The following is a 22,818-nucleotide window of genomic DNA, read 5'->3' on the forward strand; positions in this document are numbered from 1 at the left end:
CAGCCCGCCCCCGCTTCACGCCGGCAGGAAGGCGTCCGCGAGGCTCTCGAACATCGGCAGGCCGTCCGTGCCGCCCATCAGCGGGTCCACCAGGTCCTCGGGATGCGGCATCAGGCCGCAGACGCGGAGGTTGGGGGAGAGGATGCCCGCGATGTTGCGCGCGCTGCCGTTGCGGTTGGCGGCCTCGGTCGCCTCGCCGCGTTCATCCGTGTAGCGGAAGGCGACCAGGCCCTCGCTCTCCAGCCGGTCGAGCGTCGCGTCGTCGGCGAAGTAGTTGCCGTCGCCATGCGCCATCGGCGCGCGGAACACCGCGCCCTTCTGCCAGCGGGACGTGAAGGCGGTGCCGGCGCGCTCGACGCGCATGTGGCAGTCCATCGACAGGAAGCGCAGCGTCGCGTTGCGCAGCAGCCCGCCGGGCAGCAGCCCCGCCTCGATCAGGATCTGGAAGCCGTTGCAGACGCCGAGCACATGCCCGCCCTTCGCCGCGAAGGCCCGCACGTCGCGCATGATCGGCGACTGCGCGGCCATGGCGCCGCAGCGGAGGTAGTCCCCGTAGGAGAAGCCGCCCGGCAGGACGACCAGGTCGAGGCCCGGCGGCAGCGCGTCGCGGTGGAACAGCATCAGCGGATCGCGGCCCGTGGCGCGCTTCAGTGCAACGCGCATGTCGCGTTCGCGGTTGGTGCCGGGGAAGGTGACGATGGCGGCCTTCATGGGCGGTCCCGTTCGTTCAGCCGAGGTAGAGGCGGAGGTAGTGCAGCCCGCCCATGATCAGCATGGTGGAGGCGGCTGCGATGGCGGCCGCCGTGACCCAGCGGTTCATCGTGTGCTTGCCGCGGGCCACGAGGCCCATGCGCGGCAGCGACGCCATCCGCTGTTCCCGCCAGCGCAGCCCCATCGCGATCAGCACGGTCAGCACCAACATCGCGAGGAGGCTCGCCTTCACCATGTCAGGCGAGCTCGACCCGGAAGGATTCGATGACGGTGTTGGCGAGCAGGCGGCGGGCCATGTCCTCGGCCGCAGCCTTCGCGCGCGCAGGGTCGGTCTCGGCCAGGTCGAGCTCGATCACCTTGCCGGCGCGGACGTCGTTCACACCGCCGAAGCCGAGCCCTTCCAGCGCATGGCCGATCGCCTTGCCCTGCGGGTCGAGGACGCCGGCCTTGGGCATCACGTAGACCCGCGCCTTCATTGCATGACCTCCGGCCCCGACATGTCGCGCGGCCCGGCCTCGGGCAGGATGCCGAGGCGGCGCGCCACTTCCTGGTAGCCTTCCTCGACCTTGCCGAGGTCGCGGCGGAAACGGTCCTTGTCCATCTTCTCGCCGGTCTTGGCGTCCCAGAGCCGGCAATTGTCGGGGCTGATCTCGTCGGCGAGGACGATGCGCATCTCCTCGTTCTCCCAGAGCCGGCCGAATTCGAGCTTAAAGTCGACCAGCGTGATGCCGACGCCGAGGAAGAGCCCGGTGAGGAAGTCGTTCACCCGCAGCGTGAGCGCCACCATGTCGTCGAGGTCCTGGGTGGAGGCCCAGCCGAAGCAGGTGATGTGCTCCTCGGCCACCATCGGGTCGTTGAGCTGGTCGTTCTTGTAGTAGTACTCGATGATCGAGCGCGGCAGGCGCTGGCCTTCCGGGATGCCGAGGCGCGTCGCCAGCGAGCCGGCGGCGACGTTGCGAACCACGACCTCGAGCGGGATGATCTCCACCTCGCGGATCAGCTGCTCGCGCATGTTGAGCCGGCGGATGAAGTGCGTGGGCACGCCGATCTCGGCCAGCCGCGTCATCAGGTATTCGCTGATGCGGTTGTTCAGCACGCCCTTGCCGGTGATGGTGCCCTTCTTGGCACCGTTGCCGGAGGTTGCGTCGTCCTTGAAGTACTGGACCAGGGTGCCTGGCTCGGGGCCTTCGAACAGGACCTTGGCCTTGCCCTCGTAGAGTTGTCGGCGACGCGCCATGGCGGAGGAATCCTTGCAGTCGCCGGGCCGGGGGACGGCGGGCGTAGGTCGGGGGTGCGTATAGCAAGGGTGGCGGGGCAGGGCCATGTCCACGGTCGGGGGCAGCCCCGCGTCAGGCTGCGCCCGGCAGCGCGACCGGGCGGAACGGCGCCGAGCCCGGAGGTTCCGCGCAGAACAGCCAGCGCCGCGCGCCAGCCGTGCCGAGCGCGAGGAGGCTGGAGGAGACGGTGCCGAAGCCGTTCGTCGGCGGCACGTTCAGCGTCTCGGCCGGGCCGATCGCGGGGTCGAAGCCGCCATCGGCCAGCAGGCGCTGCCAGGCCGACCAGTCGCCGGCGCCGGGGTCGGGCGGCGGCTCGGCACGGAAGCGGGGCAGGTGGCGCCGCGTGCGCGGGCTGGTCGGGTCGTTCGGGTCGTGGGCGGTGACCATGGACAGGCCCTCGCCGAGGGCCATGGCCTCGGGCCGGCCGGCGCCGAGGCCGCGGATGAAGTGCGCTTCCGCCGCATCCGCGACCACCATGTTGAACGGGCGCCATTCCTCGGCCGGCAGGGCGGCGATCCGGCGGGCGGCCTCGGCGGCCGACGGGGCGCCGGCGGCCATCAGCGGCAATTCGCCGCGGGAGCGCTTGCCCTGGGCCGGGCCGAGACTGCCCGGACGGTTCAGTACGGCCGCGATGACGCCGGAGGGGCCGAGCGCCATCCAGGTGCCGCCCGCGCTGCGATCGCGGCCGCCGACCAGGCCCGGGGCCTCCGGCCACCAGGGCGCGGGCGGGTCCCAGGCGCGGTCCAGGCGTTCATCGCGATTCGCGGCGACGAGAACCGGCCAGTCATGGCCGGGCCGGCGCAGGAGGATGACGGTGCACATGGGCGCAGGCTGCGGCCAGGGCGGCCGCGCCGCAACCGGGGTGGACGCCGCCCCGCCGGAACCCGCCCCCCGGCCGCGACGTGGTCAGAAGCGGAAGTTGAACGACACGCCCGGGGCCGGGACATAGTATGCTGGCGGCGGCGCGTAGTAGTACCGAGGCGGCGGCGCGTAATAGACGCGCGGCGGCGGCGCGTAATAGTACCGTGGCGGCGGCGGCGCGTAGTAGACCCGCGGCGGCGGCGCGACATAGGCGCGTGGCGGCGGGCCCCAGCCGCGGCCCGGATGGTCCCACCGGCCGCCATGGCGGCCATTCCGGTCCCCCGCGGTGGCTTCCATAGGTGCGGCCGCGAGCGCGGCCAGGACTGCCATTGTCGACAGGCCCAACTTCGTCAGGGTGCGCATGGTCGACTCCCTTGCGTTCATGACAAGAAGATTAACCAAACCCTGCGGCAGAATCACGGCGTCCCCGCATGCGCCGTGAAGTGTTTCAGCGCGGGAGTGTCAGCCCGCCCCGAAGACGCGGCGAAAGACCGTGTCCACGTGGACGAAGTCGCGACGCGGATCCATCGCCTCGTCGAGCGCGGCCGGGGCGAGCAGCGCGGCCACCGCCCCGTCGGCCAGGAGGTTCTCCCGGAAGGACTTCGCGTCGGGCGCGCCCAGAGCGGTCCAGGTCGCCATGGCCGCGCGCTGGACGGCGCTGTAGGCGTCCTCCCGGCTCATGCCCGCCTGGGTCAAGGCGAGCAGCACCTTCTGGCTGTGCACCACGCCGCCGAGCGATTCGACGTTGGCCGCCATGCGCTCGGGGTAGATCGTCAGCTTCTCGATCATGCCCGTGAGGCGCGCGAGCGCGAAGTCGAGCGCGATGGTCGCATCCGGGGCGATGACGCGCTCGACGCTCGAATGGCTGATGTCGCGCTCGTGCCAGAGCGCCACGTTCTCGAGCGCGGGCAAGGCATAGCCGCGCACCAGGCGGGCGAGGCCGGTCAGGTTCTCGCTCAGCACCGGGTTGCGCTTGTGGGGCATGGCGCTGCTGCCCTTCTGCCCGGGATGGAAGAATTCCTCCGCCTCGCGCACCTCGCTCCGCTGCAGGTGGCGTACCTCGGTCGCGAGGCGCTCGATGCCGCTCGCGACCACGGCCAGCGCGCAGAAGAAGGCGGCGTGGCGGTCGCGCGGGATGACCTGGGTCGAGACCGGCTCGACCGCGAGCCCGAGCCTGCCCGCGACGAACTCCTCCACGCGCGGGTCGACAGAGGCGAAGGTGCCGACCGGCCCCGAGATGGCGCAGGTGGCGACCTCGGCCCGGGCCGCGACCAGGCGGGCGCGGCCGCGCTGGAATTCGGCGTGGTGGCCGGCGAGCTTCAGGCCGAAGGTCGTCGGCTCGGCATGGATGCCGTGGCTGCGGCCGATGGTGGGCGTCATGCGGTGCTCGAACGCGCGGGCCTTGAGCGCGGCGAGCAGGGCGTCGACATCCGCGATCAGCAGGTCCGCCGCGCGGGTCATCTGCACCGCGAGGCAGGTGTCGAGCACGTCGCTGCTCGTCATGCCCTGGTGCATGAAGCGCGCGGGCTCGCCGATGCCCTCGGCCATGAAGGTGAGGAAGGCGATGACGTCGTGGCGCGTCTCGCGCTCGATCTCGTCGATGCGGGCGACCTCGGCGGCGCCGATCGCGGCCGCCCGGGGGCCGCCTTTCGCGCGGATCGCGCGCGCCGCCTCGGCCGGGATGGCGCCGATGCCGGCCATGGCCTCGGCGGCCAGCGCCTCGATCTCGAACCAGATCCGGTAGCGCTCGGCCGGGGACCAGATCGCTTCCATCTGCGGGCGGGCGTAGCGCGGGACCATGGCGGGGGGCTCCGAAGGCGGGTGGCGCCCCCTTTGGCGCGCGGGGCGCCCCAGCGCAAGCCGTGCCCCCGGTTAGGTCCGGGGTTGCCCGCCATCGGATGGCCGGCTAACGCTACGCCCCGGTTCAAGACAAATCTCGCCCAGGAACGTCCGTCGCATGTTGGAAATGCTGCCCGAGTGGCTCCAGCCGCTGGCCATGGTGCTATTCATCGACGTCGTGCTGGCGGGCGACAACGCGATCGTCGTCGGCATGGCCGCGGCCGGCCTGCCGGCGGACCAGCGGCGCAAGGCGATCTTCTGGGGCATCATCGCCGCGACGGTCATGCGCATCGCCTTCGCATCGATCACGGTCCAGCTGCTGTCCATCGTCGGCATCGTTCTGGCGGGCGGCGTGCTGCTGCTCTGGGTCTGCTGGAAGATGTACCGCGAGCTGCGCGACGGCGGCGGGCACGACAACCCCGACGTGACCGAGCAGCACGAGGGCGTCGAGGCGCTGGAGGGGACCGAGCCCGGCGCGCCGCGCAAGACACTGCGCCAGGCCATCATCCAGATCCTCGTCGCCGACGTCTCGATGAGCCTCGACAACGTGCTCGCCGTCGCGGGCGCGGCGAAGGACCACCCCTACATCCTGATCATCGGCCTGGCCTTCTCGGTCGTGCTGATGGGCGTGGCGGCGACGCTGATCGCGCGGCTGCTCGACAAGCACCGCTGGATCGCCTGGGTCGGGCTGCTCGTGATCCTCTATGTCGCGATCGCGATGATCTACGAGGGAACGCACCAGGTCGCGATGGCGGTGCCGGAGGCCTATGCCTACCTGTTCCTGCCGCTCGGGTTCCTGGTGCCGACCATCGCCGGCGTCTTCCCGGTCTGGCTCTGGGTCGGTGCGACGTTCATGCAGATGATCGTCTACACGGCGATCATTACGCTCGTGTCGGGGGCTGTGCGCGACCTCCGGTACCAGCGCGCGGGCGCCTGATGCCGGCATGCCCCCGGCGCCTGCGACGACCGGTCACGAAACGGCCGGAATTCGCTGCAGGATGGGCGGGGTGAAGACCGAACCCACCGAACGCCACCGGCAAGACCCGACCGCCGCCATCCGCGCCCCGGGCGCCGCTCGCCGGCCGGTGCTGGCGCTGGCGCTGGCGCTGGCGGTTCTCGGCGGTTGCGCGGCCATCGAGGGTGCGTCGCGCCCGTCGCTCGACGCGGTGGCGGCGGCGATGCCGCGGGAGATCGCGGGCTTCGTCCGCGGCGACGTCGCGCCGCGTTCCGGGCCGACGCTCTCGATGGACTATGCGACCGCGAACCGCGCGGCCGTGGCGACCGTGCTGGTCTATGAGACAGGCGGGCGCGTCCCGTCCGACCCTGAGGCGGCCGAGATCGACCGCGAGTTGACGTCCGCGGTCTCGGAGGTCACGGACGCGCCCTACGGCCGCACCGGTCGGCGCCTCACAGAGCGCGAGAGGGTGACGGTCGCGGACCCCGGGATGCGGTGTGCGATGCTGCACGGCGCCTTCGGGCGCGCGCCGGTGACGCGCCATGTCTGCGTCGGCACCGCGGCGGGGCGGTTCGTGAAGATGCAGATCACGATGTCGGACCGGCTCGCTGCCTCGGTCGACGCCCAGGCCTTCGCGGCCGGCGCTTTGCGGGCAGTCCGCGGCGCCTGACCCGCGGCGCCCGTCAGCGGAGGCAGCGCAGGAAGACGGTCGATGCGTGCGCGATGTCGCCGACCTCGGCGGCCGTCCGCGCCGCGCCGGCATCCTCCAGCACCGGCTGGACGCCGTGCTCGCGCATGAAGTCCACGGCCTCGGTGTGCTTCACGGCGAAGTTCACGTTCTGCGGGATGTCGCCGGTCGCCTGCGCGATACGTTGCGCATTCAGCTTCGAGACGATGACGCCGACCACGTGGCCGCGAAGGTCGAGCAGCGGCCCGCCGGAATTGCCCTGCTGCACCGGCGCGCTGATCTGGATCTGGCGTGGATTGTCCTGCAGCCCCGCCAGCGCCGAGACATCGCCCGTCGTCAGCGTAGGTCCCGACGACAGCAGTCCCGCGAGCGGGAAGCCGTAGGTCACGACGTTCTCGCCGCGCCGCACATCCGCGGCCCGGCGGAAGGGCAGCACGGGGCCGGGGTCGCCGTCCGTGCGCAGCAGCGCGAGGTCACGGTTGCGGTCCGAGGCGATGACGGTGGCCGCGATCTCGCCGCCGTTCGCGAGCCGCGCGGTCATCGAGGAGCAGCCCTCCGCGACGTGCTGGTTGGTCATGATCTGCCGCGGCGCGACGACGAAGCCGGTGCCGGAGGAGACCATCTGGCGGCGGCCGGGCGCCCCCGGGCCGGGCCCGGCTTGGGGGCCGGGGCCGCCCGGCGCGATGCGGCCAAGCGGCGGCGGCTTGGCGGTCGGCAGCGCCGCCAGGGCGCCCGGCGCGCGCGGGACGGGGCCCGGCCCGCCGCGCGGTGCCACGGCGCCGAGCGGCGGCGGCTTGTCCCGCGGCAGCGTCGCTTGCGGCGAGGGCGCCGGCCCGCGCCACGCCGGCGCCTGGGGCGGCGGCGGCAGGTTCCCGAACGACCCCGGCTTCTGCGCGAACGCGGCAGAGGCGGCGAGGCCGGCGGCCAGCACGATGAGGGAGGAGGCGAAGCGCATGGCCGAAGGGTGCCGGCATGCCGCGGCGCGGGTCAACGGCCGCGGTGCGTCACGCGAAACGCGCTGCGAAGCGGATCACAGCAGCCCCTCCCGCCGGAAGGACAGGTGGCGCCCGTTGCCCATCACCAGGTGGTCGTGCAGCACGATGCCGAGGCTGCCGGCCGCCGCCTTGATCTCCTGCGTCATGTCGAGATCGGCGCGCGACGGCGTCGGGTCGCCGGAGGGGTGGTTGTGCACCAGGATCAGCGCCGTCGCCTGCAGTTCCAGCGCGCGCTTGACCACCTCGCGCGGGTAGACCGGCGTGTGGTTGACCGTGCCGCGCGCCTGCTGCTCGTCGGCGATCAGGCGATTGCGCGTGTCAAGAAACAGGATGCGGAACTGCTCCACCCGCTCGCGCGTCAGGGCGGCGCTGAGGTAAGCGATCAGCCGGTCCCAGTTGTTCAGCACCGGGCGGTCCAGGATCTCGGCGCGGGCCAGGCGAAGTGCCGCGCCCTGCACGGTCTTGAGCGCGGCGATGCCGGCCTCGCCCAGGCCCTCGACCTGGCGGAGGTCCTGCGCCGGCGCGGCGATGGCATTGGCGAAGGACCCGAACCGGGCCAGCAGCGCGCGCGCGATCGGCTTGGTGTCGCGCCGCGGCAGCGCCAGGAACAGCAGCATCTCCAGCATCTCGTGGTCGAGCAGCGCATCGGGCCCGGAGGCGAGCAGCTTCTCCCGCATCCGGGCGCGGTGGCCGAGATGGCCGGGCGGCGGCACTTCCGCCTCCGGGTCCGCGAAGGCGAGGAGGCCGGGCATCGCCTCGGCCAGGCCGGATTTCTTGCGCATGGCCTCCGTCCCCGGCGAAAGGCGCCGCGGCGCGATGATTCATACAGCAATTCGACCTTGGGTTGAAAGCCCGGTGCGTCAGCCGGCCCGATAGGGACGGTGCTGCCCGGCGGGCGAGATGGTGAAGACCTCGACGCCCGTCTCGGTCACGCCGACCATGTGCTCGAACTGGGCGGAGAGGGAGCGGTCGCGCGTCACCGCCGTCCAGCCGTCGTCGAGGATCTTCACCTCCGGCCGGCCGGCATTCACCATCGGCTCGACCGTGAAGAACATGCCGGGCTTGAGCTTCGGGCCCTCTCCCGGGCGGCCGTAGTGCAGGACGTTGGGCGGCTCGTGGAAATGCCGGCCGATGCCGTGGCCGCAGAAGTCGCGCACGACGCTGAAGCGATGGCGTTCGACGAAGCTCTGGATGGCGTGGCCGATGTCGCCGAGCGTGGCGCCCGGACGGATGGCCGCAATGCCCTTCATCAGGGATTCGTAGGTCACGTCCATCAGCAGCCGCGCCTTGGTCGACGGCTCCCCGGCCACGAACATGCGGCTGGTGTCGCCATACCAGCCATCCAGGATGACCGTGACATCGATGTTCACGATGTCGCCCTCGGCCAGGACGCGGTCGCCTGGGATCCCGTGGCAGACCACGTGGTTGACCGAGGTGCAGGAGGATTTGGTGTAGCCGCGGTAGCCGAGCGTCGCCGGCACCGCGCCATGGCCCACCATGAAGTCATGGCAGATCCTGTCGATCTCGCCCGTCGTCACGCCGGGCTTCACATGGGTCGCGATCATGTCCAGCGTCTCGGCGGCCAGGCGGCCGGCCTTGCGCATGCCCGCGAAGTCCTCGGGGCGATGGATCGTGATTCGACGGGCTTCGCCGCCCTGCTGCTCCATGGGGTGGGTCCGGATCGCGGCTTCGGTTGATCCGCGAAGATGCGCGCCCCCCTGCCGAGTTGCAAGGTTGCAGGCGCCGCGCCCTATCGGCCGGCCTTCTCCCCGGCGCCCCGCTCGACCGTGCCGAGCGCATCCGCGAGCCGCGCGCTGGCGCTTCCCGGCCGGGCCGGCCGGGGCTGCGCGGCGGAAGGCGCCCAGCCGGTCAGTACCAGCAGGCGGAAGGAAGCCGGCACGCCCTCCGGAGCCACGGGCAGCCGCGCGGCTGCCAGCGGGAACAGCGCGCGCGGCGGGGTGCGGCCGTCGCGCGCCAGGACGGCGTTGCCTTCCCCCGCGGCGCGGAGGTCGGCCAGCAGCCCGAGCGGCGTGCGGTAGGCGAGGCGGATCTCCTCGGCATCCGCGACGGGCAGGGCGAAGCCGGCGCGCTGCAGCAGCGCCGCGCCGTCGCGCAGGTCCGGGAAGGGCGAGACACGGGGCGACAGGCCGCCGCGCAGCTCGGTCTCGGCCTCGGCCAGGGCGGTACGGAGCTCGCCCAGCGTCGGCAGGCCCGGCAGGGCGGCCAGGAACAGCCCGTCGGGCGCCAGCGCGCGACGGATCTGCACCAGGGCCCCCGGCAGGTCGTTCACCCAATGCAGGGAGAAGGCGGCCACCACCAGATCGAAGGCGCCCTCGGCGAAGGGCAGCCATTCCTCGTCGGCCGCGACCGGCAGCGGGCCGGCGCGCCGCGCCATGCGGGGCGAGAGGTCGGCCGAGACGACGAAGGGGATGCCGCGGGCGGCGAGGCGCGGCGCGACCACGCCCCGGCCGCCAATCTCGAGCGCGCGGGCGAAGCGGTGGGTAGTGTCGTCCAGCCGGTCGAGCAGCCGGTCCGCGACCTCGGCCAGGAGGGGCGCAACCGCATCGGTCGTCGCGGCGGCGCGGTCGCGCCGGCGGCGCAGCAGGCGGCGGTCGAAGACCAGGGCGGGATCGGTCATGATGGCCGGCAGATGCGCCCGGTTCCGCCGCGCGGCAAGCGGGAGTAGAGCAGGGGCTAGGGACGGGGAGCGAGCACATGGCCGGCACGATCGACGCGGGTACGCTGAAGCGCCTGATCGCGGAGGGCGGCGAACTCGCCATCCTCGACGCGCGGGAGGAGGGCGAGTTCGGCCGCTCCCACCTGTTCTGGGCGGTGCCCTGCCCGCTCTCGAAGAAGGAATTGCGCGCCCGCGCGCTGCTGCCGCGGCGCGGGGTGAAGGTGGTCTGCACCGATGGCGGGGAGGGGTACGCGGCCCGCCTCGCGGAATACCTCGAAGGCATCGGCTGCACCGATGTTGCGGTGCTCGACGGCGGCACGCCGGCCTGGGTCGCGGCGGGCTACGTGGCCTTCTCGGGCGTCAACGTGCCCTCCAAGGCCTTCGGGGAATGGGTGGAGCATCACTACCATACGCCCTCGGTCGACCCGGCCGAACTCAAGGCGATGATGGAGGCGGGCACGGACATGGTCGTGCTCGACAGTCGCCCGATCGACGAGTTCCGGCGCATGAGCATCCCGTCCGCCGTGAACGTGCCGGGGGGCGAACTGGTCTACCGGATCGGCGAGTTCGTGACGCGGCCGGAGACGACGGTGGTGGTGAACTGCGCCGGGCGGACGCGGTCCATCCTGGGCGCGGAATCGCTCCGCAGCGCGGGCCTGACGAACAAGGTCGTGGCGCTGCGCAATGGCACCATGGGCTGGGAACTGGCCGGCTTCGCCTGCGACCGCGGGCGCGAGGCGCGCTACGCCGAGGGCACGCCGGCGACCGCTGCCGAGGCCTTCGCCCGCGCCGACTGCTTCGCCCGCCGGCACGGCGTGAAGGTCGCAACGCGCGCGGAGTACGAGGCGATGCGCGGCGAGACCGGGCGCACGACCTACCTGCTCGACGTGCGGGACCCGGCGGAATTCGCGGCCGGGCACATGATCGACAGCCGTTCCGCGCCGGGCGGGCAACTGGTGCAGGCGACCGATCAGTGGGTGGCGGTGCGCGGCGCGCGCATCGTGCTGGTGGACGACACCGGCGTGCGCGCGCGCATGACGGGCGGCTGGCTGCGGCAACTCGGCGGATGGGATGTCTACGTGCTCGCCGATGGGCTCGAGGGCCGCATCGCGGAGGGCGTCTGGGCGCCGGACTGCCCGGAGGCGAAGGCGGTGAAGGTGCCGCATGTCTCCCCGGCCGAGGCCGCGGCGCTGGTGGCGGAGGGCGCGGCGCAGGTGGTGGACCTGGCGCGGTCCATCGACTTCCGCGACGGTCATGTCCCGGGCGCGCTCTGGGGCATCCGCACGCGGCTCGAGGCGCTGGCGCCGCGGCTGACCGGCGACCGGCAGCTGGTGGTGGCGGCGCCGGAGGACGCGCAGGCGCGGCTCGGCGCCGAGGAGTTGCGCGGCTTCGCCAAGGCCCCGGTGAAGGTCCTGGCCGGCGGCACCGCGGCCTGGAAGGCGGCGGGCTTCCCGCTGGCAGCCGACCGCCGCGACCCGGCCGATGCCGACTGCGTCGATTTCTACCTGCGCCCCTACGACCGCAACGAGGGGGTGGAGGAAGCGATGCACGCCTACCTCTCCTGGGAGATCGACCTTGTGCACGAGGTCGAGAAGGACGGCGACGCGCCCTTCGGCGCCTGGGTCTAGGGGCGCCATGCCCGGCCTGCAGCGGCTTTCGGGCGGGCTGCGCCGGGCGGGGCTCGGGCTGCTCGATGCGCTGCTGCCGCCGCGCTGCCTGACCTGTGAGGCCGAGGTGGTGGCGCAGGGGACGCTCTGCGCGGGCTGCTTCGCGGGGCTTTCGCCCATCACGGCACCGTTCTGCCGGCGCTGCGGGGTGCCTTTCGCGCATGACGGCCAGGTGGCGGATGCGCTCTGCCCGCGCTGCACGGCGCGGCCGCCACCCTTCCGGGAAGCGCGGGCGGCACTGCGGTACGATGCCGGCGCGAAGCGCCTGATCCTGCCCTTCAAGCATGCCGACCGGACGGAACTGGCGCGGCCGCTGGCCCGCCAGATGGCGCGCGCCGGCGCGGCATTGCTGGCGCGGGCAGATGTGATCGTGCCGGTGCCTGCGCATTGGCAGCGGTTGCTTGGCCGGCGCTACGACCAGGCGGCGCTGCTGGCGCGCGCCCTGGGCACGCTGTCCGAGCGGCGCGTCGTGCCGGATGCACTGGCACGGGCACGACGGACGCCGCCGCTCGGCGACCGCGGCGCCGCCGAGCGCGCGGTGACGGTGGAGGGCGCCTTCGCACTGTCGCGCGCCGGGCGCACGGCGGTCGCCGGGCGGCAGGTGCTGCTGGTGGACGACGTGCTGACCTCGGGCGCGACCGCCGGGGCCTGCGCCGTGGCGCTGCTGGCGGGCGGCGCGGCGGCGGTCGACGTGCTCGCGGCGGCGCGGGTGCCGGACCCACGGCTGCGCGAGGGGTGATGGACGCGGGCGAGGAAGGTCGGGGGAGGGGAACCTCCCCCGAGCCCACTCCCTTCCTTGGCACTTGGCGCCGGTCCCGGGACGCGGGCGCCAGGTGTCAAGAAAGGTTGTGGGGGGTCCGGGGGGAGAAGTTCCCTTCTCGCCCGCCTTGCGGCCGCGTCGGTCTGCTTGGCGTGCGCCGTGTCGCCGCTTGACCGCCGGTCGCGGCGCGCCAAGTCTCGCGGCATGGCCAAGGTTGAAATCTACGTCCAGGACTTCTGCCCCTATTGCGCGCGCGCCAAGGCGCTGCTCGACCGCAAGGGCATCCCCTACGACGAAATCTACGCCCCGAACGGCTCCGAGGCCCGGGCGCAGGCGATCGCGCGCTCCGGCGGCCGGACAACGGTGCCGCAGGTTTTCATCGACGGGCGGCCGGTTGGCGGCTCGGACGACCTGCATGCGCTGGACCGCGCGGGACGCCTCGATGCCCTGCTGACGGCATGAGTGGCCCGGGGGGCTGGCACTTCGTCGGAACGAGTGCCAAATCATCGTCATGGCGTAGGCCGGAGGGCGGCGCGCCGGACGTGAGGGAGCGATGATCCACTACCAGCTGCGCTGTACGAGCGCCGCCGAGGCCCACGAATTCGACAGCTGGTACAAGGACAGTGCGGCCTTCGATCGGCTGGCGCAGGCCGGGATGGTGGAATGCCCCGTGTGCGGCGGCACGCAGGTCTCGCGCGCGTTGATGGCGCCGGCGATCCCGAAGAAGGGCCGGCCCGCGCGCAACGCCGTCGTTCCCGTCGCCCCGCCCGCCCCGCCGCCGCCGGATGCGCCGCCCGCCGCGGCCGCCGCCGGCCCGATGCCGGCGCAGGTCCGCGCCGTGCTCCAGAGGCTTCGCGCCGAGGTCGAAAAGACCTGCGACTACGTCGGCCCGGACTTCGCCGAGGAGGCGCGGCGCATGCACCGCGGCGATTCCGACCGCCGCGGCATCTTCGGGGAGGCCAGCGATCAGGACGCCGAGGCGCTGCGCGAGGAAGGGATCGAGGTGGCGCGCATTCCCTGGGTGCCGCCCTCGGACGCGTGAGGCTTCAGGCAGCCCGCGCCATGACCAGGTAGTTAACGCCGACGTCGCGCGTCGCGCGCCATCTTCCCGTCAGCGGGTCCATCGCCATGCCCGTGATGTCCGCGACGCCGAGCCCGGCGGCGCGGAGCCCCGTGCCGAGTTCGCCCGGTGTCACGAACATCTTCCAGTCATGCGTGCCGACGGGCAGCAGCCGCAGCAGGTATTCCGCGCCGACCTTGGCCATCAGGAAGGACCGCGGCGTGCGGTTCAGCGTGGAAAGGAACACGAGCCCGCCGGGTTTCGCGGCGCGCGCCAGGGCGGCCAGGAAGGCGGCGCGGTCGCCCACGTGCTCGATGACCTCGAGCGCCACGACGGCGTCGAACGCCTCGCCCTCGGGCAGGTCCTCGGGCTGTCCCTCGCGGTAGGCAATGTTGAGGCCCCCGGCGGCCGCATGCGCGCGCGCCGCCTCCAAGGCCTCCCCGGCCGCGTCGAGCCCGGTGACCTGGGCGCCGTGGCGGGCCAGGGCCTCCGCGGCCAGGCCGGCGCCGCAACCGACATCGAGCACCGTGAGGCCGGCCAGCGCGTACCTCGCCGCCGGGTCCCGCCCGTGCTGGCGGGCCAGGCGCTCGGCGATCCAGCCAGTGCGCAGTGGGTTCATCGCGTGCAGCGGCCGCATCGGGCCCGCCGGGTCCCACCAGCGGGCGGCCAGGGCGTCGAATTTGGCGATCTCGCCGTCCAGCGCGGTGCCGGGCTGCGGCATGGGGTCCTCCTCGGCCGGGCGGCGGCGGGTTGCGCGCGCGGCGGCCGATGGGTATCTGTCCCGCCCCGCCGCCCGGCGCAACCGCCGGGTGCGCGCTTTTTTCCGCCCGGCCCCAGGATCCAGACGCCGCCGATGGCTCGCATCGTCATGAAGTTCGGCGGCACCTCCGTCGCCGACCTCGACCGCATCCGCAACGTCGCCACCCGCGTGAAGCGGGAGGTCGATGCCGGCCACCAGGTCGCCGTCGTGGTCTCGGCCATGTCGGGCGTGACCAACCAGTTGGTGAAGTGGTGCCAGGAACTGTCACCCCTGCACGACGCGCGCGAATACGACACCGTCGTCGCCACGGGGGAGCAGGTGACCACCGGCCTGACCGCGATCGCGCTGCAGACGATCGGCGTGGAGGCGCGGTCCTGGCAGGGCTGGCAGGTGCCGATCCTGACCGACAACGCGCATGGCAAGGCGCGCGTCGAACGGATCGACGGCGCGCTGCTGATCGAGCGGATGGAGGCCGGCCAGGTCCCGGTGATCGCGGGCTTCCAGGGGATCGAGACGGGGCGGGGCCGGATCACGACGCTGGGCCGCGGCGGGTCCGACCTCTCGGCCGTGGCGGTGGCGGCGGCGGTCAAGGCCGACCGCTGCGACATCTATACCGACGTGGACGGCATCTACACGACCGACCCGCGCATTGTGCCGCGGGCCCGCAAGCTCGAGCGCATCACCTTCGAGGAAATGCTCGAACTGGCCTCGGTCGGTGCCAAGGTGCTCCAGACGCGCTCGGTGGAACTGGCGATGAAGCTGGGCGTCCGGGTCCAGGTTGTGTCGAGCTTCGAGGACAAGCCCGGTTCGCTCGTGGTGGATGAGGACGAGATCGTGGAACAGCCCGTGGTTTCCGGCATCGCGTATTCGCGCGACGACGCCAAGGTGACGCTGCGCCGCCTGCCGGACCGTCCGGGGGTCGCGGCCCGCGTCTTCGGCGCGCTCGCGAAGGCCAACGTCAACGTGGACATGATCGTCCAGAACATTGGCGCGGACGGCATGACCGACATGACCTTCACCGTCGGCAAGGCGGATTTGGCGCGCGCGCAGGACGTCCTCGGCAAGGCGCAGGGAGACCTCGGGCACGAGGCGCTGCTGGCCGACCCGGATGTCGCCAAGATCAGCGTCGTCGGCATCGGCATGCGCAGCCATGCGGGCGTCGCCAACACCATGTTCGGCGCGCTGGCCGAAAAGGGCATCAACATCCAGGTGATCTCGACCAGCGAGATCAAGGTCAGCGTCCTGGTGGCGTCGGACTACACGGAACTGGCGGTGCGCGCGCTGCACACAGCCTACGGCCTGGACGCGCCGGCATGAACGAAGTGGTCGCGCCCCTTGTTGGGGCGGAAGCCATGCTCGACCGGCTGATGGCGCGCGGCGCCGCCTTCCTCGGCAGTCGCTACGCCATCATGGGCGGCGCGATGTCCTGGGTGAGCGAGCGGCACCTGGTGGCTGCGCTGTCCAATGCCGGCGCCTTCGGCGTGATCGCCTGCGGCGCGATGGAGCCGCCCCGCCTGGCCGAGGAGATCGCCGGCACGCAGGCGCTGACGCGGAAGCCCTTCGGCGTGAACCTCATCACGATGCATCCGCGGCTCGAGCAGCTCGTCGATGTCTGCCTCGCGGCCCGGGTCGGGCACATCGTCTTCGCCGGCGGCATCCCGCCGGGCAGCGCGATCAAGAAGGCCAAGGAGGGCGGCGCGAAGGTGGTGTGCTTCGCGCCCGCGCTGGTGCTGGCGAAGCGGCTGATCCGCAGCGGCGCCGATGCGCTGGTGATCGAGGGATCGGAGGCGGGCGGGCATATCGGGCCGGTCTCGCTCAACGTGCTGGCGCAGGAGATCCTCCCGCACGTGACCGAGGTGCCGGTCTTCGTGGCTGGCGGCATCGGGCGGGGGGAGGCGATCCTGTCCTACCTCGAGATGGGTGCGGCCGGGGTGCAGCTTGGCACGCGCTTCGTCTGCGCCGCGGAATGCATCGCCCACGCGGCCTTCAAGAACGCCTTCATCCGGGGCCATGCGCGCGACGCCATGCCGACCGTGCAGCTCGACGACGCCTTCCCCGTCATTCCCGTGCGCGCGCTGCAGAATGGCGGCACCAGGCGCTTCCTGGAACATCAGGCGGAGACCATCCGCCGCTTCCGCGCGGGCGAGCTCGACAAGGAAGCGGCGCAGCTCGACATCGAACATTTCTGGGCCGGTGCGCTGCGCCGCGCCGTGATCGACGGCGATGTCGAGAACGGGTCGCTCATGGCGGGCCAGTCCGTCGGCATGGTGACGAAGGAGCAGCCCGCGGCCGAGATCATCGCGGAGCTGATGGCCCAGGCCGCGGCCGCGCTCGCGGCCCGCGGCCGCGGGGCGGCCTGAGGTGCGGTTCGCGGCTCAGGCATTTGCGGGCGGGACGCGGGGCGGGTAGAAGCCCGGCTTGCGAGCACGAACCAGCATGAAGCGCGCCCCCCGACCCGACATTGCCGCCGCCGAAGCCGCCCGCGTGGGCGAGGAGCTTCGCGAGGCTCGCCTTTCGCTCGGCGCGAGCGTCGAGGACGTGGCCGAGCGGCTGCGCATCAACCGCCGGTACATCCACGCCCTCGAGGAAGGCCGGCTGAAGGACCTGCCCGGGCCGGCCTATGCGGTCGGGTTCGTGCGATCCTACGCGACAGCGCTCGGGCTCGACCCCGACGAGGCCGTCCGCCGCTTCCGCGACATGACGGGCGGTGCCGCGAGCGGTCGCAACGGCGACCTCGTGTTTCCCGAGCCGGTGCCCTCCCGCGGGGTGCCCGCCGGCGCGCTCGTGGCCGTGGGTGCCGTGCTGGCAGTCGGCGCCTATGTCGCCTGGTTCAACTGGAGCGGGTCGGGCGAACGCGTGGTGGATGCCGTGCCGCCCGTGCCCGCTCGCCTGGAGCAGGCCACGCAGGAGGGCCAGCGGCCGCGCCCGCCTGCCCCCGGGCCAACGCCTGGCACGCCGCCCCCCCCCTCCGCGAACCCGACGCAGGCCTCGGCCGCACCGGCCGTCGGGGCCGCCGCGGCCCCGCCGAGCGCGCCGGCCGCCCCCGCCGCTGCCGCCGCCGCGCCTCGTCCGGCGCCGCCATCGCCGGGCCCGGTCACGGTGCAGTTGCGCGCGCGGGGCGATTCCTGGGTGCAGGTCCGCGATACCCGGGCCAACCAGGTCATCCTCGACCGCGTGCTGCGCAATGGCGACACCTTCCAGGTGCCATCGCGGGAGGGACTCGTCCTGACCACCGGCAAGGCCGAGAACCTCGAGATCCTGCTGAACGACGAGCCTTCCCCGGTGCTGAGCGGCGCGACCGGGGTGCGGCGCGGCATCGTCCTCGACGTCGATCGCCTGCGCCAGCCCGAGACGGCGGCCCCGCGCGCAGCCGAAGGGCAGCCCCCGGCCCGCCCCTGAGGCACGGCAGGGCCGCCCCGCGAACGCGGCCTTCCGACCGGCGGCCTCACCCGCCATATTGATGGGGCCGAGCCCGGAGACCGGATGACCACCATGGCCTATCGCCCCTATCAGCAGATCCTGCGCCGGACGTCGCGGCAGATCCATGTCGGCAAGGTCGCCGTGGGTGGCGATGCGCCCATCTCGGTCCAGACCATGACCAACACGCCGACCGAGGACGCGCAGGCGACCATCGACCAGATCCGGCGCTGCGAGATGGCCGGGGCCGACATCGTCCGCGTGTCCTGCCCGACCGAGGAGAGCACCGCCGCGCTGGCCGAGATCGTGCGCGAGGTGAACGTGCCGATCGTGGCCGACATCCACTTCCACTACCGCCGCGCCATCGAGGCCGCCGAGGCCGGTGCGGCCTGCCTGCGCATCAACCCCGGCAACATCGGGTCGAAGGAACGCGTGAAGGAGGTCGTGAAGGCCGCCCGTGACCACGGCTGCTCGATCCGGATCGGGGTGAACGCCGGCAGCCTCGAGAAGCACCTGCTCGAGAAATACGGGGAGCCCAATCCCGAGGCGCTGGTCGAGAGCGCGCTCTGGCACGCCGACCATCTGCTCCAGGAAGGCTTCGACGAATTCAAGATCAGCGTGAAGGCGTCGGATGTCTTCCTGGCCGTCGCCGCCTACCAGCAACTGGCCGAGGCCTGCGACCACCCGCTGCACATCGGCATCACGGAAGCGGGCAGCAAGCGCGCCGGCACGGTGAAGTCCGCGATCGGGCTCGGCTCCCTGCTCTGGGCCGGGATCGGCGACACGCTCCGCGTCTCGCTGAGCGCCGAGCCGGAGGAGGAGGTCTCGGTCGGCTGGGAGATGCTGAAGTCGCTGCATCTGCGCCACCGGGGCGTGAAGATCATCTCCTGCCCGTCCTGCGCCAGGCAGGGCTTCGACGTCATCCGCACGGTGGAAAAGTTGGAGGAACGGCTCGCGCATATCCGCCAACCGATCACGCTGTCGATCATCGGCTGCGTGGTGAACGGGCCGGGGGAGGCGCTGATGACCGACATCGGCCTGACCGGCGGGGGCGCGGGCACGCACATGGTCTATTCCGCCGGCCGGACCGACCACACGGTCCGCTCGGAGGATATGGTCGAGCACATCGTCTCCCTGGTCGAGTCGCGGGCCGAGGCGCTGGCCGCCGCGGCCCATGCCGCCGCGACCGAGGCGGCGCGGCAGGCCGCGGAATGAGGCCACGGGCCGGTGTCGCGGCTGGCCGGGCCCGACCCCGCCTGTCGCTGCCCTCCGCGGTGCTGGCCGGCGCGGTGCTCATGGCGCTTATCGTGGGCCTGGGCGTGCCGGCCGCAGCCCAGATGGCGCCCAGCCCGGACGATCCAACGGAGGGGGTGGAGGAGCCGCCCGCGGTCGTGATGTCGGCCCCCTTCTCCATCCCGTGCAGCGAGGTGAACAACCGCGCGATGGAGGCGACGCTCGTGATCCGCCAGCACGCGAGCGTGCTCTCGGTCGGGTTCGACGCCGAGGGGCGGGCGGATGCGCTGGTCCTGCTGGCCTGGCTCGACCAATGGGCCGGCCGCCTCAGGGGCCTGATCGACCTCGGCGAGTTCTCGCAATGCCTGGACGACGGGGATGCGGAGACCTACAGGCGGGCGCTGGCGTCCGCGTCCGCGATCGCGAACCAGGCGCGGGAAGAATTCCTCCGCCCCGTGCGCCCGAGGCCGCGCCGCTAGCACCATACGAGTGACCGGAATTCCTGGATGACATCCCTGCAGCCCGTGCGCGGCACGCGCGACCTGATCGGCGAGGAGTTCCGCCGCCACCACGCGGTGGCGGAAGCCGCGCGCCGCGTCAGCGCGCTCTACGGCTTCGAGGAATGGGCGACGCCGGTTTTCGAGGATACGCGTGTCTTCGCGCGCGGGCTCGGCGACACCTCGGACGTCGTGATGAAGGAAATGTATTCCTTCACCGATCGCGGCGGGGAGTCCGTGACGCTGCGCCCGGAGATGACGGCGGGCGTCTGCCGCGCGCTGGTCTCGAACGGGCTGACGCAGTCGAACCTTCCGCGCAGGGTGTTCTACGCCGGGCCGATGTTCCGCTACGAGCGACCGCAGAAAGGTCGCTACCGCCAGTTCCACCAGATCGGCATCGAGGTGCTGGGCGCGGCCGAGCCGCTGGCCGATGCCGAGGTGATCGCGTGCGGCTGGGACATCCTGGTGGCGCTCGGCGTCTCGGACGGGACGATGCTCGAGATCAACACGCTGGGCGATGCCGAGAGCCGCGCGGCCTATCGCGCCGCGCTGGTCGCGTATTTCGCCGCGCACAAGGATGCGCTGAGCCATGACAGCCGCGTGCGGCTGGAGAAGAACCCGCTGCGGATCCTCGACAGCAAGGACGAGACGGACCGCGCGATCGTGGCTGGAGCGCCCATGATCGGCGAGCACCTGACCGAGGCGGCCGCCGCGTTCTACGCCGCGGTCAAGGCGCGCCTCGCGCGCTTCGGCGTGCCGTTCCGCGAGAACCCGCGCATCGTCCGGGGCCTCGACTACTACAGTCACACCGCCTTCGAGTTCGTGACCGACCGCCTGGGCGCGCAGGGCACCGTCATGGCGGGCGGGCGCTACAACGGCCTCGTCGAGGAGATGGGCGGCCCGGCGACACCCTCCGTCGGCTGGGCGGCCGGGATCGAGCGGCTGGCCATGCTGCTGCCGCAGGCGCCGGCGGCACCGCGGCCCGTGGCCGTGATCCCCGTGGGTGATGCCGCGGAGGGCGCGGCGCTCGACATGCTGCAGGCCCTGCGGCGCGCCGGCGTGGTGGCCGAGATCGCCTATCGCGGCAACCTCAAGCGCCGCATGGAGCGCGCGAACAGGATCGGGGCGCGCGCGGCCGTGATCCTGGGGGAGGAGGAGATCGCGGCCGGCGTCGCGCAGCTGCGTGACCTCGATGCCGGAACGCAGGAAAAGGTGCCTCTGCCGGAGGTGCCGGGGCGGCTGGCGTGAGGGCGCGCGAGAAGCGAGTGGGGGGAGAAGGGAACTTCTCCCCCCATGCCACCCGCAACCTTCTTTGGAACCTGGCGCTCCACCACCCGGGATCGGCGCGAAATGCCAAAGAAGGGAAGGGGATCGGGGGAGGTTCTCCTCCCCCGGACCGTTCGTCATGAACCTCCCCGCCCGACTCGACCGGCTGCTGAACCGCGCGGAGGAACTCCGCCACCTGCTGGAGACTGCGCCAGGCGCGGAATTCGGCGCCTTGTCGAAGGAACTCGCCGAACTCGACCCGATCGTTGCGAAGATGGCCGAGCTGCGCGCCGCCGAACGCGCGCGCGACGAGGCCGAGGCGCTGATGGCCGACCCCGAGATGCGCGACCTGGCCGAGGCCGAATGGCTCGAGCAGAAGGAGCGTGTGCCGCTGCTGGAGCGCGAGTTGCAGCTGATGCTCCTGCCGCGCGACGCGGCCGATGAGCGGAGCGCGATCCTGGAGGTGCGCCCCGCTGCCGGCGGCGACGAGGCCGGGCTTTTCGCCGCCGAGCTGTTCCGCGCCTACCAGCGATATGCGGAGCAGCGCGGTTGGCGCTTCGAGGTGCTGGAGTACGACGAGAGCGACCTCGGCGGGATCAAGGGGGCGACGGCCGAAATCGCCGGGCGCGGCGTCTTCGCCCGGCTGAAGTACGAGAGCGGCGTCCATCGCGTGCAGCGCGTGCCGGCGACCGAGACGCAGGGGCGGATCCATACCTCGACCGTGACCGTCGCCGTTCTGCCTGAGGCCGAGGAGGTGGACGTGCAGGTGAATGATGGCGATCTCCGCATCGACACTTACCGCGCCTCGGGCGCCGGCGGGCAGCACGTCAACAAGACCGATTCGGCCGTCCGCATCACCCACCTGCCGACCGGCATCGTGGTCGCGATGCAGGAGGAGAAGTCGCAGCACAAGAACCGCGCCAAGGCGATGAAGGTTCTGCGCGCGCGGCTTTACGACGCGCAGCGCAGCGCGGCCGACAGCGCGCGCGCTGCGGACCGCAGGTCGCAGGTCGGCACGGGCGACCGGTCGGAGCGAATCCGCACCTACAACTTCCCGCAGGGCCGCGTGACCGACCACCGGATCGGGCTCACGCTGCACAAGATCGACCGCGTGATGCTCGGCGAGTTGGACGAGATCATCGACGCCTTGACGGCCGAGGACCAGGCGGCGCGGCTCGCCTCCGAGGCGGCGTGAGCGGCTACGCGGATCCGGGCGGGTCCGTCGGCGCCTTCCTCTGCCAGGCGGGGCAGGCGCTGCGGGCGGCGGCGATCGAGGCGCCGCGGCTCGAGGCACGGCGCCTTCTGGCGCATGCGATGGCCTGCCGCGAGGAGGACCTGCTGCGCGACCCCCGTGCGGCCGTGCCGGCCGAGGCGCGCGCCGTCTTCGCCCGGGTGCTGCGGCGGCGCCTCGCGCATGAACCCATGGCGCATATCCTGGGGCGGCGGGGGTTCTGGACGCTCGACCTCGAAGTCTCGGCCGCGACGCTGGTCCCGCGTGCCGACTCCGAGGCGCTCGTCGAAGCGGGCCTCACGGCTTTCCCCGACCGCGGCAAGATCCGCCGGGTGCTGGACCTCGGCACGGGCACGGGCGCGCTGCTCCTTGCGGTGCTGGCGGAGGTGCCGGGCGCCTGGGGGGTCGGCGTCGACCTTGTGCCGGAGGCGGCGCGGCTCGCGGCGCGCAACGCCGCGGCGAACGGGCTTGCGGACCGGGCGTCCTTCGTCGCCGGCGATTGGGATGCGGCGCTGACCGGGACCTTCGACCTCGTGCTGTCCAACCCGCCCTACATCGAGTCGGCCGCGATTGCGGGCCTGATGCCGGACGTTGCGCGGCACGAGCCGCGGTGCGCGCTCGATGGCGGCCCGGACGGGCTAGACGCCTATCGCCGCATCGCCGCCCGACTTCCCGCACTGCTGGCGCCGGGCGGGCGAGCGGTCCTGGAACTCGGGGCGGGGCAGCGCTCTCCCGTCGAGGCGATAGCCGCCGGCGCGGGGCTGGCGGCGCTGGGCGCGACCCGCGACCTTGGCGGGATCGAGAGGGCCCTGTTTCTCGCGACGCGGGGTCCCTGACCGCGGTGCGGAAAAAACCGTTTGGCGGGCTGGTCCGGCGCCGCTAGGGTGTTCATGCGGCTGGGAACGGCAGGAGCCCGACCCGCAT

At 72.6% G+C, this 22,818-nt stretch carries 25 protein-coding genes and 1 pseudogene; 14 read left to right on the forward strand and 12 right to left on the reverse strand.

Annotated features, from left to right (window positions below; all coding sequences use genetic code 11):
- Nucleotides 1-15 precede the first annotated feature (15 nt).
- The 7 genes from purQ to purB all read right to left on the reverse strand — a co-directional run bounded on the left by purQ (nucleotide 16) and on the right by purB (nucleotide 4,649).
- On the reverse strand, nucleotides 16-711 hold the full coding sequence (gene purQ, locus E8M80_RS07190) for a phosphoribosylformylglycinamidine synthase subunit PurQ (protein ID WP_137124981.1): 696 nt from the start codon (nucleotides 709-711) through the stop codon (nucleotides 16-18).
- A 16-nt stretch (nucleotides 712-727) separates the two neighbouring features.
- Nucleotides 728-946 carry a hypothetical protein gene (locus E8M80_RS07195; protein ID WP_137124982.1) on the reverse strand — a complete coding sequence of 73 codons (219 nt, stop codon included), beginning with the start codon at nucleotides 944-946 and terminating at the stop codon, nucleotides 728-730.
- A 1-nt stretch (nucleotide 947) separates the two neighbouring features.
- Entirely contained in the window at nucleotides 948-1,187 is a 240-nt protein-coding gene (gene purS, locus E8M80_RS07200) for a phosphoribosylformylglycinamidine synthase subunit PurS (protein WP_137124983.1), read from the reverse strand.
- Nucleotides 1,184-1,948 carry a phosphoribosylaminoimidazolesuccinocarboxamide synthase gene (gene purC / locus E8M80_RS07205; protein ID WP_137124984.1) on the reverse strand — a complete coding sequence of 255 codons (765 nt, stop codon included), beginning with the start codon at nucleotides 1,946-1,948 and terminating at the stop codon, nucleotides 1,184-1,186. The genes purS and purC overlap by 4 nt, the downstream gene beginning before the upstream one ends.
- A gap of 112 nt (nucleotides 1,949-2,060) precedes the next feature.
- A complete protein-coding gene (locus E8M80_RS07210; protein WP_137124985.1) occupies nucleotides 2,061-2,810 on the reverse strand; it encodes an NRDE family protein in 750 nt (249 codons plus the stop codon).
- A gap of 84 nt (nucleotides 2,811-2,894) precedes the next feature.
- Nucleotides 2,895-3,212, reverse strand: a complete 318-nt coding sequence (locus tag E8M80_RS07215; protein WP_137124986.1) for a hypothetical protein — start codon at nucleotides 3,210-3,212, stop codon at nucleotides 2,895-2,897.
- 99 nt (nucleotides 3,213-3,311) lie between these two features.
- Nucleotides 3,312-4,649 carry an adenylosuccinate lyase gene (purB, locus tag E8M80_RS07220; protein WP_137124987.1) on the reverse strand — a complete coding sequence of 446 codons (1,338 nt, stop codon included), beginning with the start codon at nucleotides 4,647-4,649 and terminating at the stop codon, nucleotides 3,312-3,314.
- Nucleotides 4,650-4,806: 157 nt separating this feature from the next.
- Between purB and E8M80_RS07225 the strand changes: the two are divergent.
- Nucleotides 4,807-5,433, forward strand: a pseudogene (locus tag E8M80_RS07225) (TerC family protein); the annotation flags it as partial.
- Between the two features lie 262 nt (nucleotides 5,434-5,695).
- The gene (locus E8M80_RS07230; RefSeq protein WP_137124989.1) at nucleotides 5,696-6,313 is read left to right on the forward strand and encodes a hypothetical protein; all 618 of its coding nucleotides are present in this window, start codon (nucleotides 5,696-5,698) and stop codon (nucleotides 6,311-6,313) included.
- Nucleotides 6,314-6,326: 13 nt separating this feature from the next.
- Here E8M80_RS07230 and E8M80_RS07235 read toward each other — a convergent pair whose 3' ends face one another.
- The 4 genes from E8M80_RS07235 to E8M80_RS07250 form a co-directional block, all read right to left on the reverse strand.
- Nucleotides 6,327-7,286, reverse strand: a complete 960-nt coding sequence (locus E8M80_RS07235) for a S1C family serine protease (protein ID WP_137124990.1) — start codon at nucleotides 7,284-7,286, stop codon at nucleotides 6,327-6,329.
- Between the two features lie 75 nt (nucleotides 7,287-7,361).
- Nucleotides 7,362-8,078 carry a RadC family protein gene (gene radC / locus E8M80_RS07240; RefSeq protein ID WP_240789936.1) on the reverse strand — a complete coding sequence of 239 codons (717 nt, stop codon included), beginning with the start codon at nucleotides 8,076-8,078 and terminating at the stop codon, nucleotides 7,362-7,364.
- 108 nt (nucleotides 8,079-8,186) lie between these two features.
- Nucleotides 8,187-8,993, reverse strand: a complete 807-nt coding sequence (gene map / locus E8M80_RS07245) for a type I methionyl aminopeptidase (RefSeq protein WP_137124992.1) — start codon at nucleotides 8,991-8,993, stop codon at nucleotides 8,187-8,189.
- A gap of 83 nt (nucleotides 8,994-9,076) precedes the next feature.
- Nucleotides 9,077-9,964: a methyltransferase domain-containing protein gene (locus E8M80_RS07250; protein ID WP_170979246.1), complete on the reverse strand. Its 888-nt coding sequence runs from the start codon at nucleotides 9,962-9,964 to the stop codon at nucleotides 9,077-9,079.
- Nucleotides 9,965-10,041: 77 nt separating this feature from the next.
- Between E8M80_RS07250 and E8M80_RS07255 the strand changes: the two genes are divergently transcribed.
- The 4 genes from E8M80_RS07255 (at nucleotide 10,042) to E8M80_RS07270 (ending at nucleotide 13,472) form a co-directional block, all read left to right on the forward strand.
- Nucleotides 10,042-11,631: a rhodanese-like domain-containing protein gene (locus E8M80_RS07255; RefSeq protein ID WP_137124994.1), complete on the forward strand. Its 1,590-nt coding sequence runs from the start codon at nucleotides 10,042-10,044 to the stop codon at nucleotides 11,629-11,631.
- Nucleotides 11,632-11,638: 7 nt separating this feature from the next.
- On the forward strand, nucleotides 11,639-12,409 hold the full coding sequence (locus tag E8M80_RS07260) for a ComF family protein (RefSeq protein ID WP_137124995.1): 771 nt from the start codon (nucleotides 11,639-11,641) through the stop codon (nucleotides 12,407-12,409).
- Nucleotides 12,410-12,634: 225 nt separating this feature from the next.
- Nucleotides 12,635-12,892, forward strand: coding sequence for a glutaredoxin 3 (gene grxC, locus E8M80_RS07265; RefSeq protein WP_137124996.1), 258 nt, complete (start codon nucleotides 12,635-12,637; stop codon nucleotides 12,890-12,892).
- 91 nt (nucleotides 12,893-12,983) lie between these two features.
- Nucleotides 12,984-13,472 carry a DUF1178 family protein gene (locus tag E8M80_RS07270; RefSeq protein WP_137124997.1) on the forward strand — a complete coding sequence of 163 codons (489 nt, stop codon included), beginning with the start codon at nucleotides 12,984-12,986 and terminating at the stop codon, nucleotides 13,470-13,472.
- A 4-nt stretch (nucleotides 13,473-13,476) separates the two neighbouring features.
- Here E8M80_RS07270 and ubiG read toward each other — a convergent pair whose 3' ends face one another.
- A complete protein-coding gene (gene ubiG, locus E8M80_RS07275; RefSeq protein WP_137124998.1) occupies nucleotides 13,477-14,211 on the reverse strand; it encodes a bifunctional 2-polyprenyl-6-hydroxyphenol methylase/3-demethylubiquinol 3-O-methyltransferase UbiG in 735 nt (244 codons plus the stop codon).
- Nucleotides 14,212-14,343: 132 nt separating this feature from the next.
- Here ubiG and E8M80_RS07280 point away from each other — a divergent pair, with 132 nt between their 5' ends.
- From E8M80_RS07280 to prmC, 8 genes are all read left to right on the forward strand, one after another.
- The gene (locus tag E8M80_RS07280; RefSeq protein WP_137124999.1) at nucleotides 14,344-15,567 is read left to right on the forward strand and encodes an aspartate kinase; all 1,224 of its coding nucleotides are present in this window, start codon (nucleotides 14,344-14,346) and stop codon (nucleotides 15,565-15,567) included.
- Nucleotides 15,564-16,610 (forward strand): nitronate monooxygenase family protein, encoded by a 1,047-nt coding sequence (locus E8M80_RS07285; RefSeq protein WP_137125000.1) that lies wholly within the window; start codon nucleotides 15,564-15,566, stop codon nucleotides 16,608-16,610. Before E8M80_RS07280 ends, E8M80_RS07285 begins: the two co-directional genes overlap by 4 nt.
- A gap of 76 nt (nucleotides 16,611-16,686) precedes the next feature.
- Nucleotides 16,687-17,649: a helix-turn-helix domain-containing protein gene (locus E8M80_RS07290; protein WP_137125001.1), complete on the forward strand. Its 963-nt coding sequence runs from the start codon at nucleotides 16,687-16,689 to the stop codon at nucleotides 17,647-17,649.
- 93 nt (nucleotides 17,650-17,742) lie between these two features.
- Nucleotides 17,743-18,882: a flavodoxin-dependent (E)-4-hydroxy-3-methylbut-2-enyl-diphosphate synthase gene (ispG, locus tag E8M80_RS07295; RefSeq protein WP_137125051.1), complete on the forward strand. Its 1,140-nt coding sequence runs from the start codon at nucleotides 17,743-17,745 to the stop codon at nucleotides 18,880-18,882.
- Nucleotides 18,879-19,379, forward strand: a complete 501-nt coding sequence (locus E8M80_RS25825) for a hypothetical protein (protein WP_170979247.1) — start codon at nucleotides 18,879-18,881, stop codon at nucleotides 19,377-19,379. The genes ispG and E8M80_RS25825 overlap by 4 nt, the downstream gene beginning before the upstream one ends.
- A 27-nt stretch (nucleotides 19,380-19,406) precedes the next feature.
- Nucleotides 19,407-20,645 (forward strand): histidine--tRNA ligase, encoded by a 1,239-nt coding sequence (hisS, locus tag E8M80_RS07305; protein WP_137125002.1) that lies wholly within the window; start codon nucleotides 19,407-19,409, stop codon nucleotides 20,643-20,645.
- 157 nt (nucleotides 20,646-20,802) lie between these two features.
- Complete coding sequence (gene prfA, locus E8M80_RS07310; protein ID WP_137125003.1) at nucleotides 20,803-21,858, forward strand: peptide chain release factor 1; 1,056 nt, start codon at nucleotides 20,803-20,805, stop codon at nucleotides 21,856-21,858.
- A complete protein-coding gene (prmC, locus tag E8M80_RS07315; protein WP_137125004.1) occupies nucleotides 21,855-22,730 on the forward strand; it encodes a peptide chain release factor N(5)-glutamine methyltransferase in 876 nt (291 codons plus the stop codon). The genes prfA and prmC overlap by 4 nt, the downstream gene beginning before the upstream one ends.
- Nucleotides 22,731-22,818: the final 88 nt, after the last annotated feature.

The organism is Roseomonas sp. HF4, from assembly GCF_005222755.1.
Classification (GTDB): Bacteria; Pseudomonadota; Alphaproteobacteria; order Acetobacterales; family Acetobacteraceae; genus Neoroseomonas.

What these genes read in the sequence shown, in the direction of transcription:
- purQ (WP_137124981.1), bottom strand. Translation starts at nt 711, where the DNA reads ATGAAGGCCGCCATCGTCACCTTCCCCGGCACCAACCGCGAACGCGAC.
- E8M80_RS07195 (WP_137124982.1), bottom strand. Translation starts at nt 946, where the DNA reads ATGGTGAAGGCGAGCCTCCTCGCGATGTTGGTGCTGACCGTGCTGATC.
- purS (WP_137124983.1), bottom strand. Translation starts at nt 1,187, where the DNA reads ATGAAGGCGCGGGTCTACGTGATGCCCAAGGCCGGCGTCCTCGACCCG.
- purC (WP_137124984.1), bottom strand. Translation starts at nt 1,948, where the DNA reads ATGGCGCGTCGCCGACAACTCTACGAGGGCAAGGCCAAGGTCCTGTTC.
- E8M80_RS07210 (WP_137124985.1), bottom strand. Translation starts at nt 2,810, where the DNA reads ATGTGCACCGTCATCCTCCTGCGCCGGCCCGGCCATGACTGGCCGGTT.
- E8M80_RS07215 (WP_137124986.1), bottom strand. Translation starts at nt 3,212, where the DNA reads ATGCGCACCCTGACGAAGTTGGGCCTGTCGACAATGGCAGTCCTGGCC.
- purB (WP_137124987.1), bottom strand. Translation starts at nt 4,649, where the DNA reads ATGGTCCCGCGCTACGCCCGCCCGCAGATGGAAGCGATCTGGTCCCCG.
- E8M80_RS07235 (WP_137124990.1), bottom strand. Translation starts at nt 7,286, where the DNA reads ATGCGCTTCGCCTCCTCCCTCATCGTGCTGGCCGCCGGCCTCGCCGCC.
- radC (WP_240789936.1), bottom strand. Translation starts at nt 8,078, where the DNA reads ATGCCCGGCCTCCTCGCCTTCGCGGACCCGGAGGCGGAAGTGCCGCCG.
- map (WP_137124992.1), bottom strand. Translation starts at nt 8,993, where the DNA reads ATGGAGCAGCAGGGCGGCGAAGCCCGTCGAATCACGATCCATCGCCCC.
- E8M80_RS07250 (WP_170979246.1), bottom strand. Translation starts at nt 9,964, where the DNA reads ATGACCGATCCCGCCCTGGTCTTCGACCGCCGCCTGCTGCGCCGCCGG.
- E8M80_RS07255 (WP_137124994.1), top strand. Translation starts at nt 10,042, where the DNA reads ATGGCCGGCACGATCGACGCGGGTACGCTGAAGCGCCTGATCGCGGAG.
- E8M80_RS07260 (WP_137124995.1), top strand. Translation starts at nt 11,639, where the DNA reads ATGCCCGGCCTGCAGCGGCTTTCGGGCGGGCTGCGCCGGGCGGGGCTC.
- grxC (WP_137124996.1), top strand. Translation starts at nt 12,635, where the DNA reads ATGGCCAAGGTTGAAATCTACGTCCAGGACTTCTGCCCCTATTGCGCG.
- E8M80_RS07270 (WP_137124997.1), top strand. Translation starts at nt 12,984, where the DNA reads ATGATCCACTACCAGCTGCGCTGTACGAGCGCCGCCGAGGCCCACGAA.
- ubiG (WP_137124998.1), bottom strand. Translation starts at nt 14,211, where the DNA reads ATGCCGCAGCCCGGCACCGCGCTGGACGGCGAGATCGCCAAATTCGAC.
- E8M80_RS07280 (WP_137124999.1), top strand. Translation starts at nt 14,344, where the DNA reads ATGGCTCGCATCGTCATGAAGTTCGGCGGCACCTCCGTCGCCGACCTC.
- E8M80_RS07285 (WP_137125000.1), top strand. Translation starts at nt 15,564, where the DNA reads ATGAACGAAGTGGTCGCGCCCCTTGTTGGGGCGGAAGCCATGCTCGAC.
- E8M80_RS07290 (WP_137125001.1), top strand. Translation starts at nt 16,687, where the DNA reads ATGAAGCGCGCCCCCCGACCCGACATTGCCGCCGCCGAAGCCGCCCGC.
- ispG (WP_137125051.1), top strand. Translation starts at nt 17,743, where the DNA reads ATGGCCTATCGCCCCTATCAGCAGATCCTGCGCCGGACGTCGCGGCAG.
- E8M80_RS25825 (WP_170979247.1), top strand. Translation starts at nt 18,879, where the DNA reads ATGAGGCCACGGGCCGGTGTCGCGGCTGGCCGGGCCCGACCCCGCCTG.
- hisS (WP_137125002.1), top strand. Translation starts at nt 19,407, where the DNA reads ATGACATCCCTGCAGCCCGTGCGCGGCACGCGCGACCTGATCGGCGAG.
- prfA (WP_137125003.1), top strand. Translation starts at nt 20,803, where the DNA reads ATGAACCTCCCCGCCCGACTCGACCGGCTGCTGAACCGCGCGGAGGAA.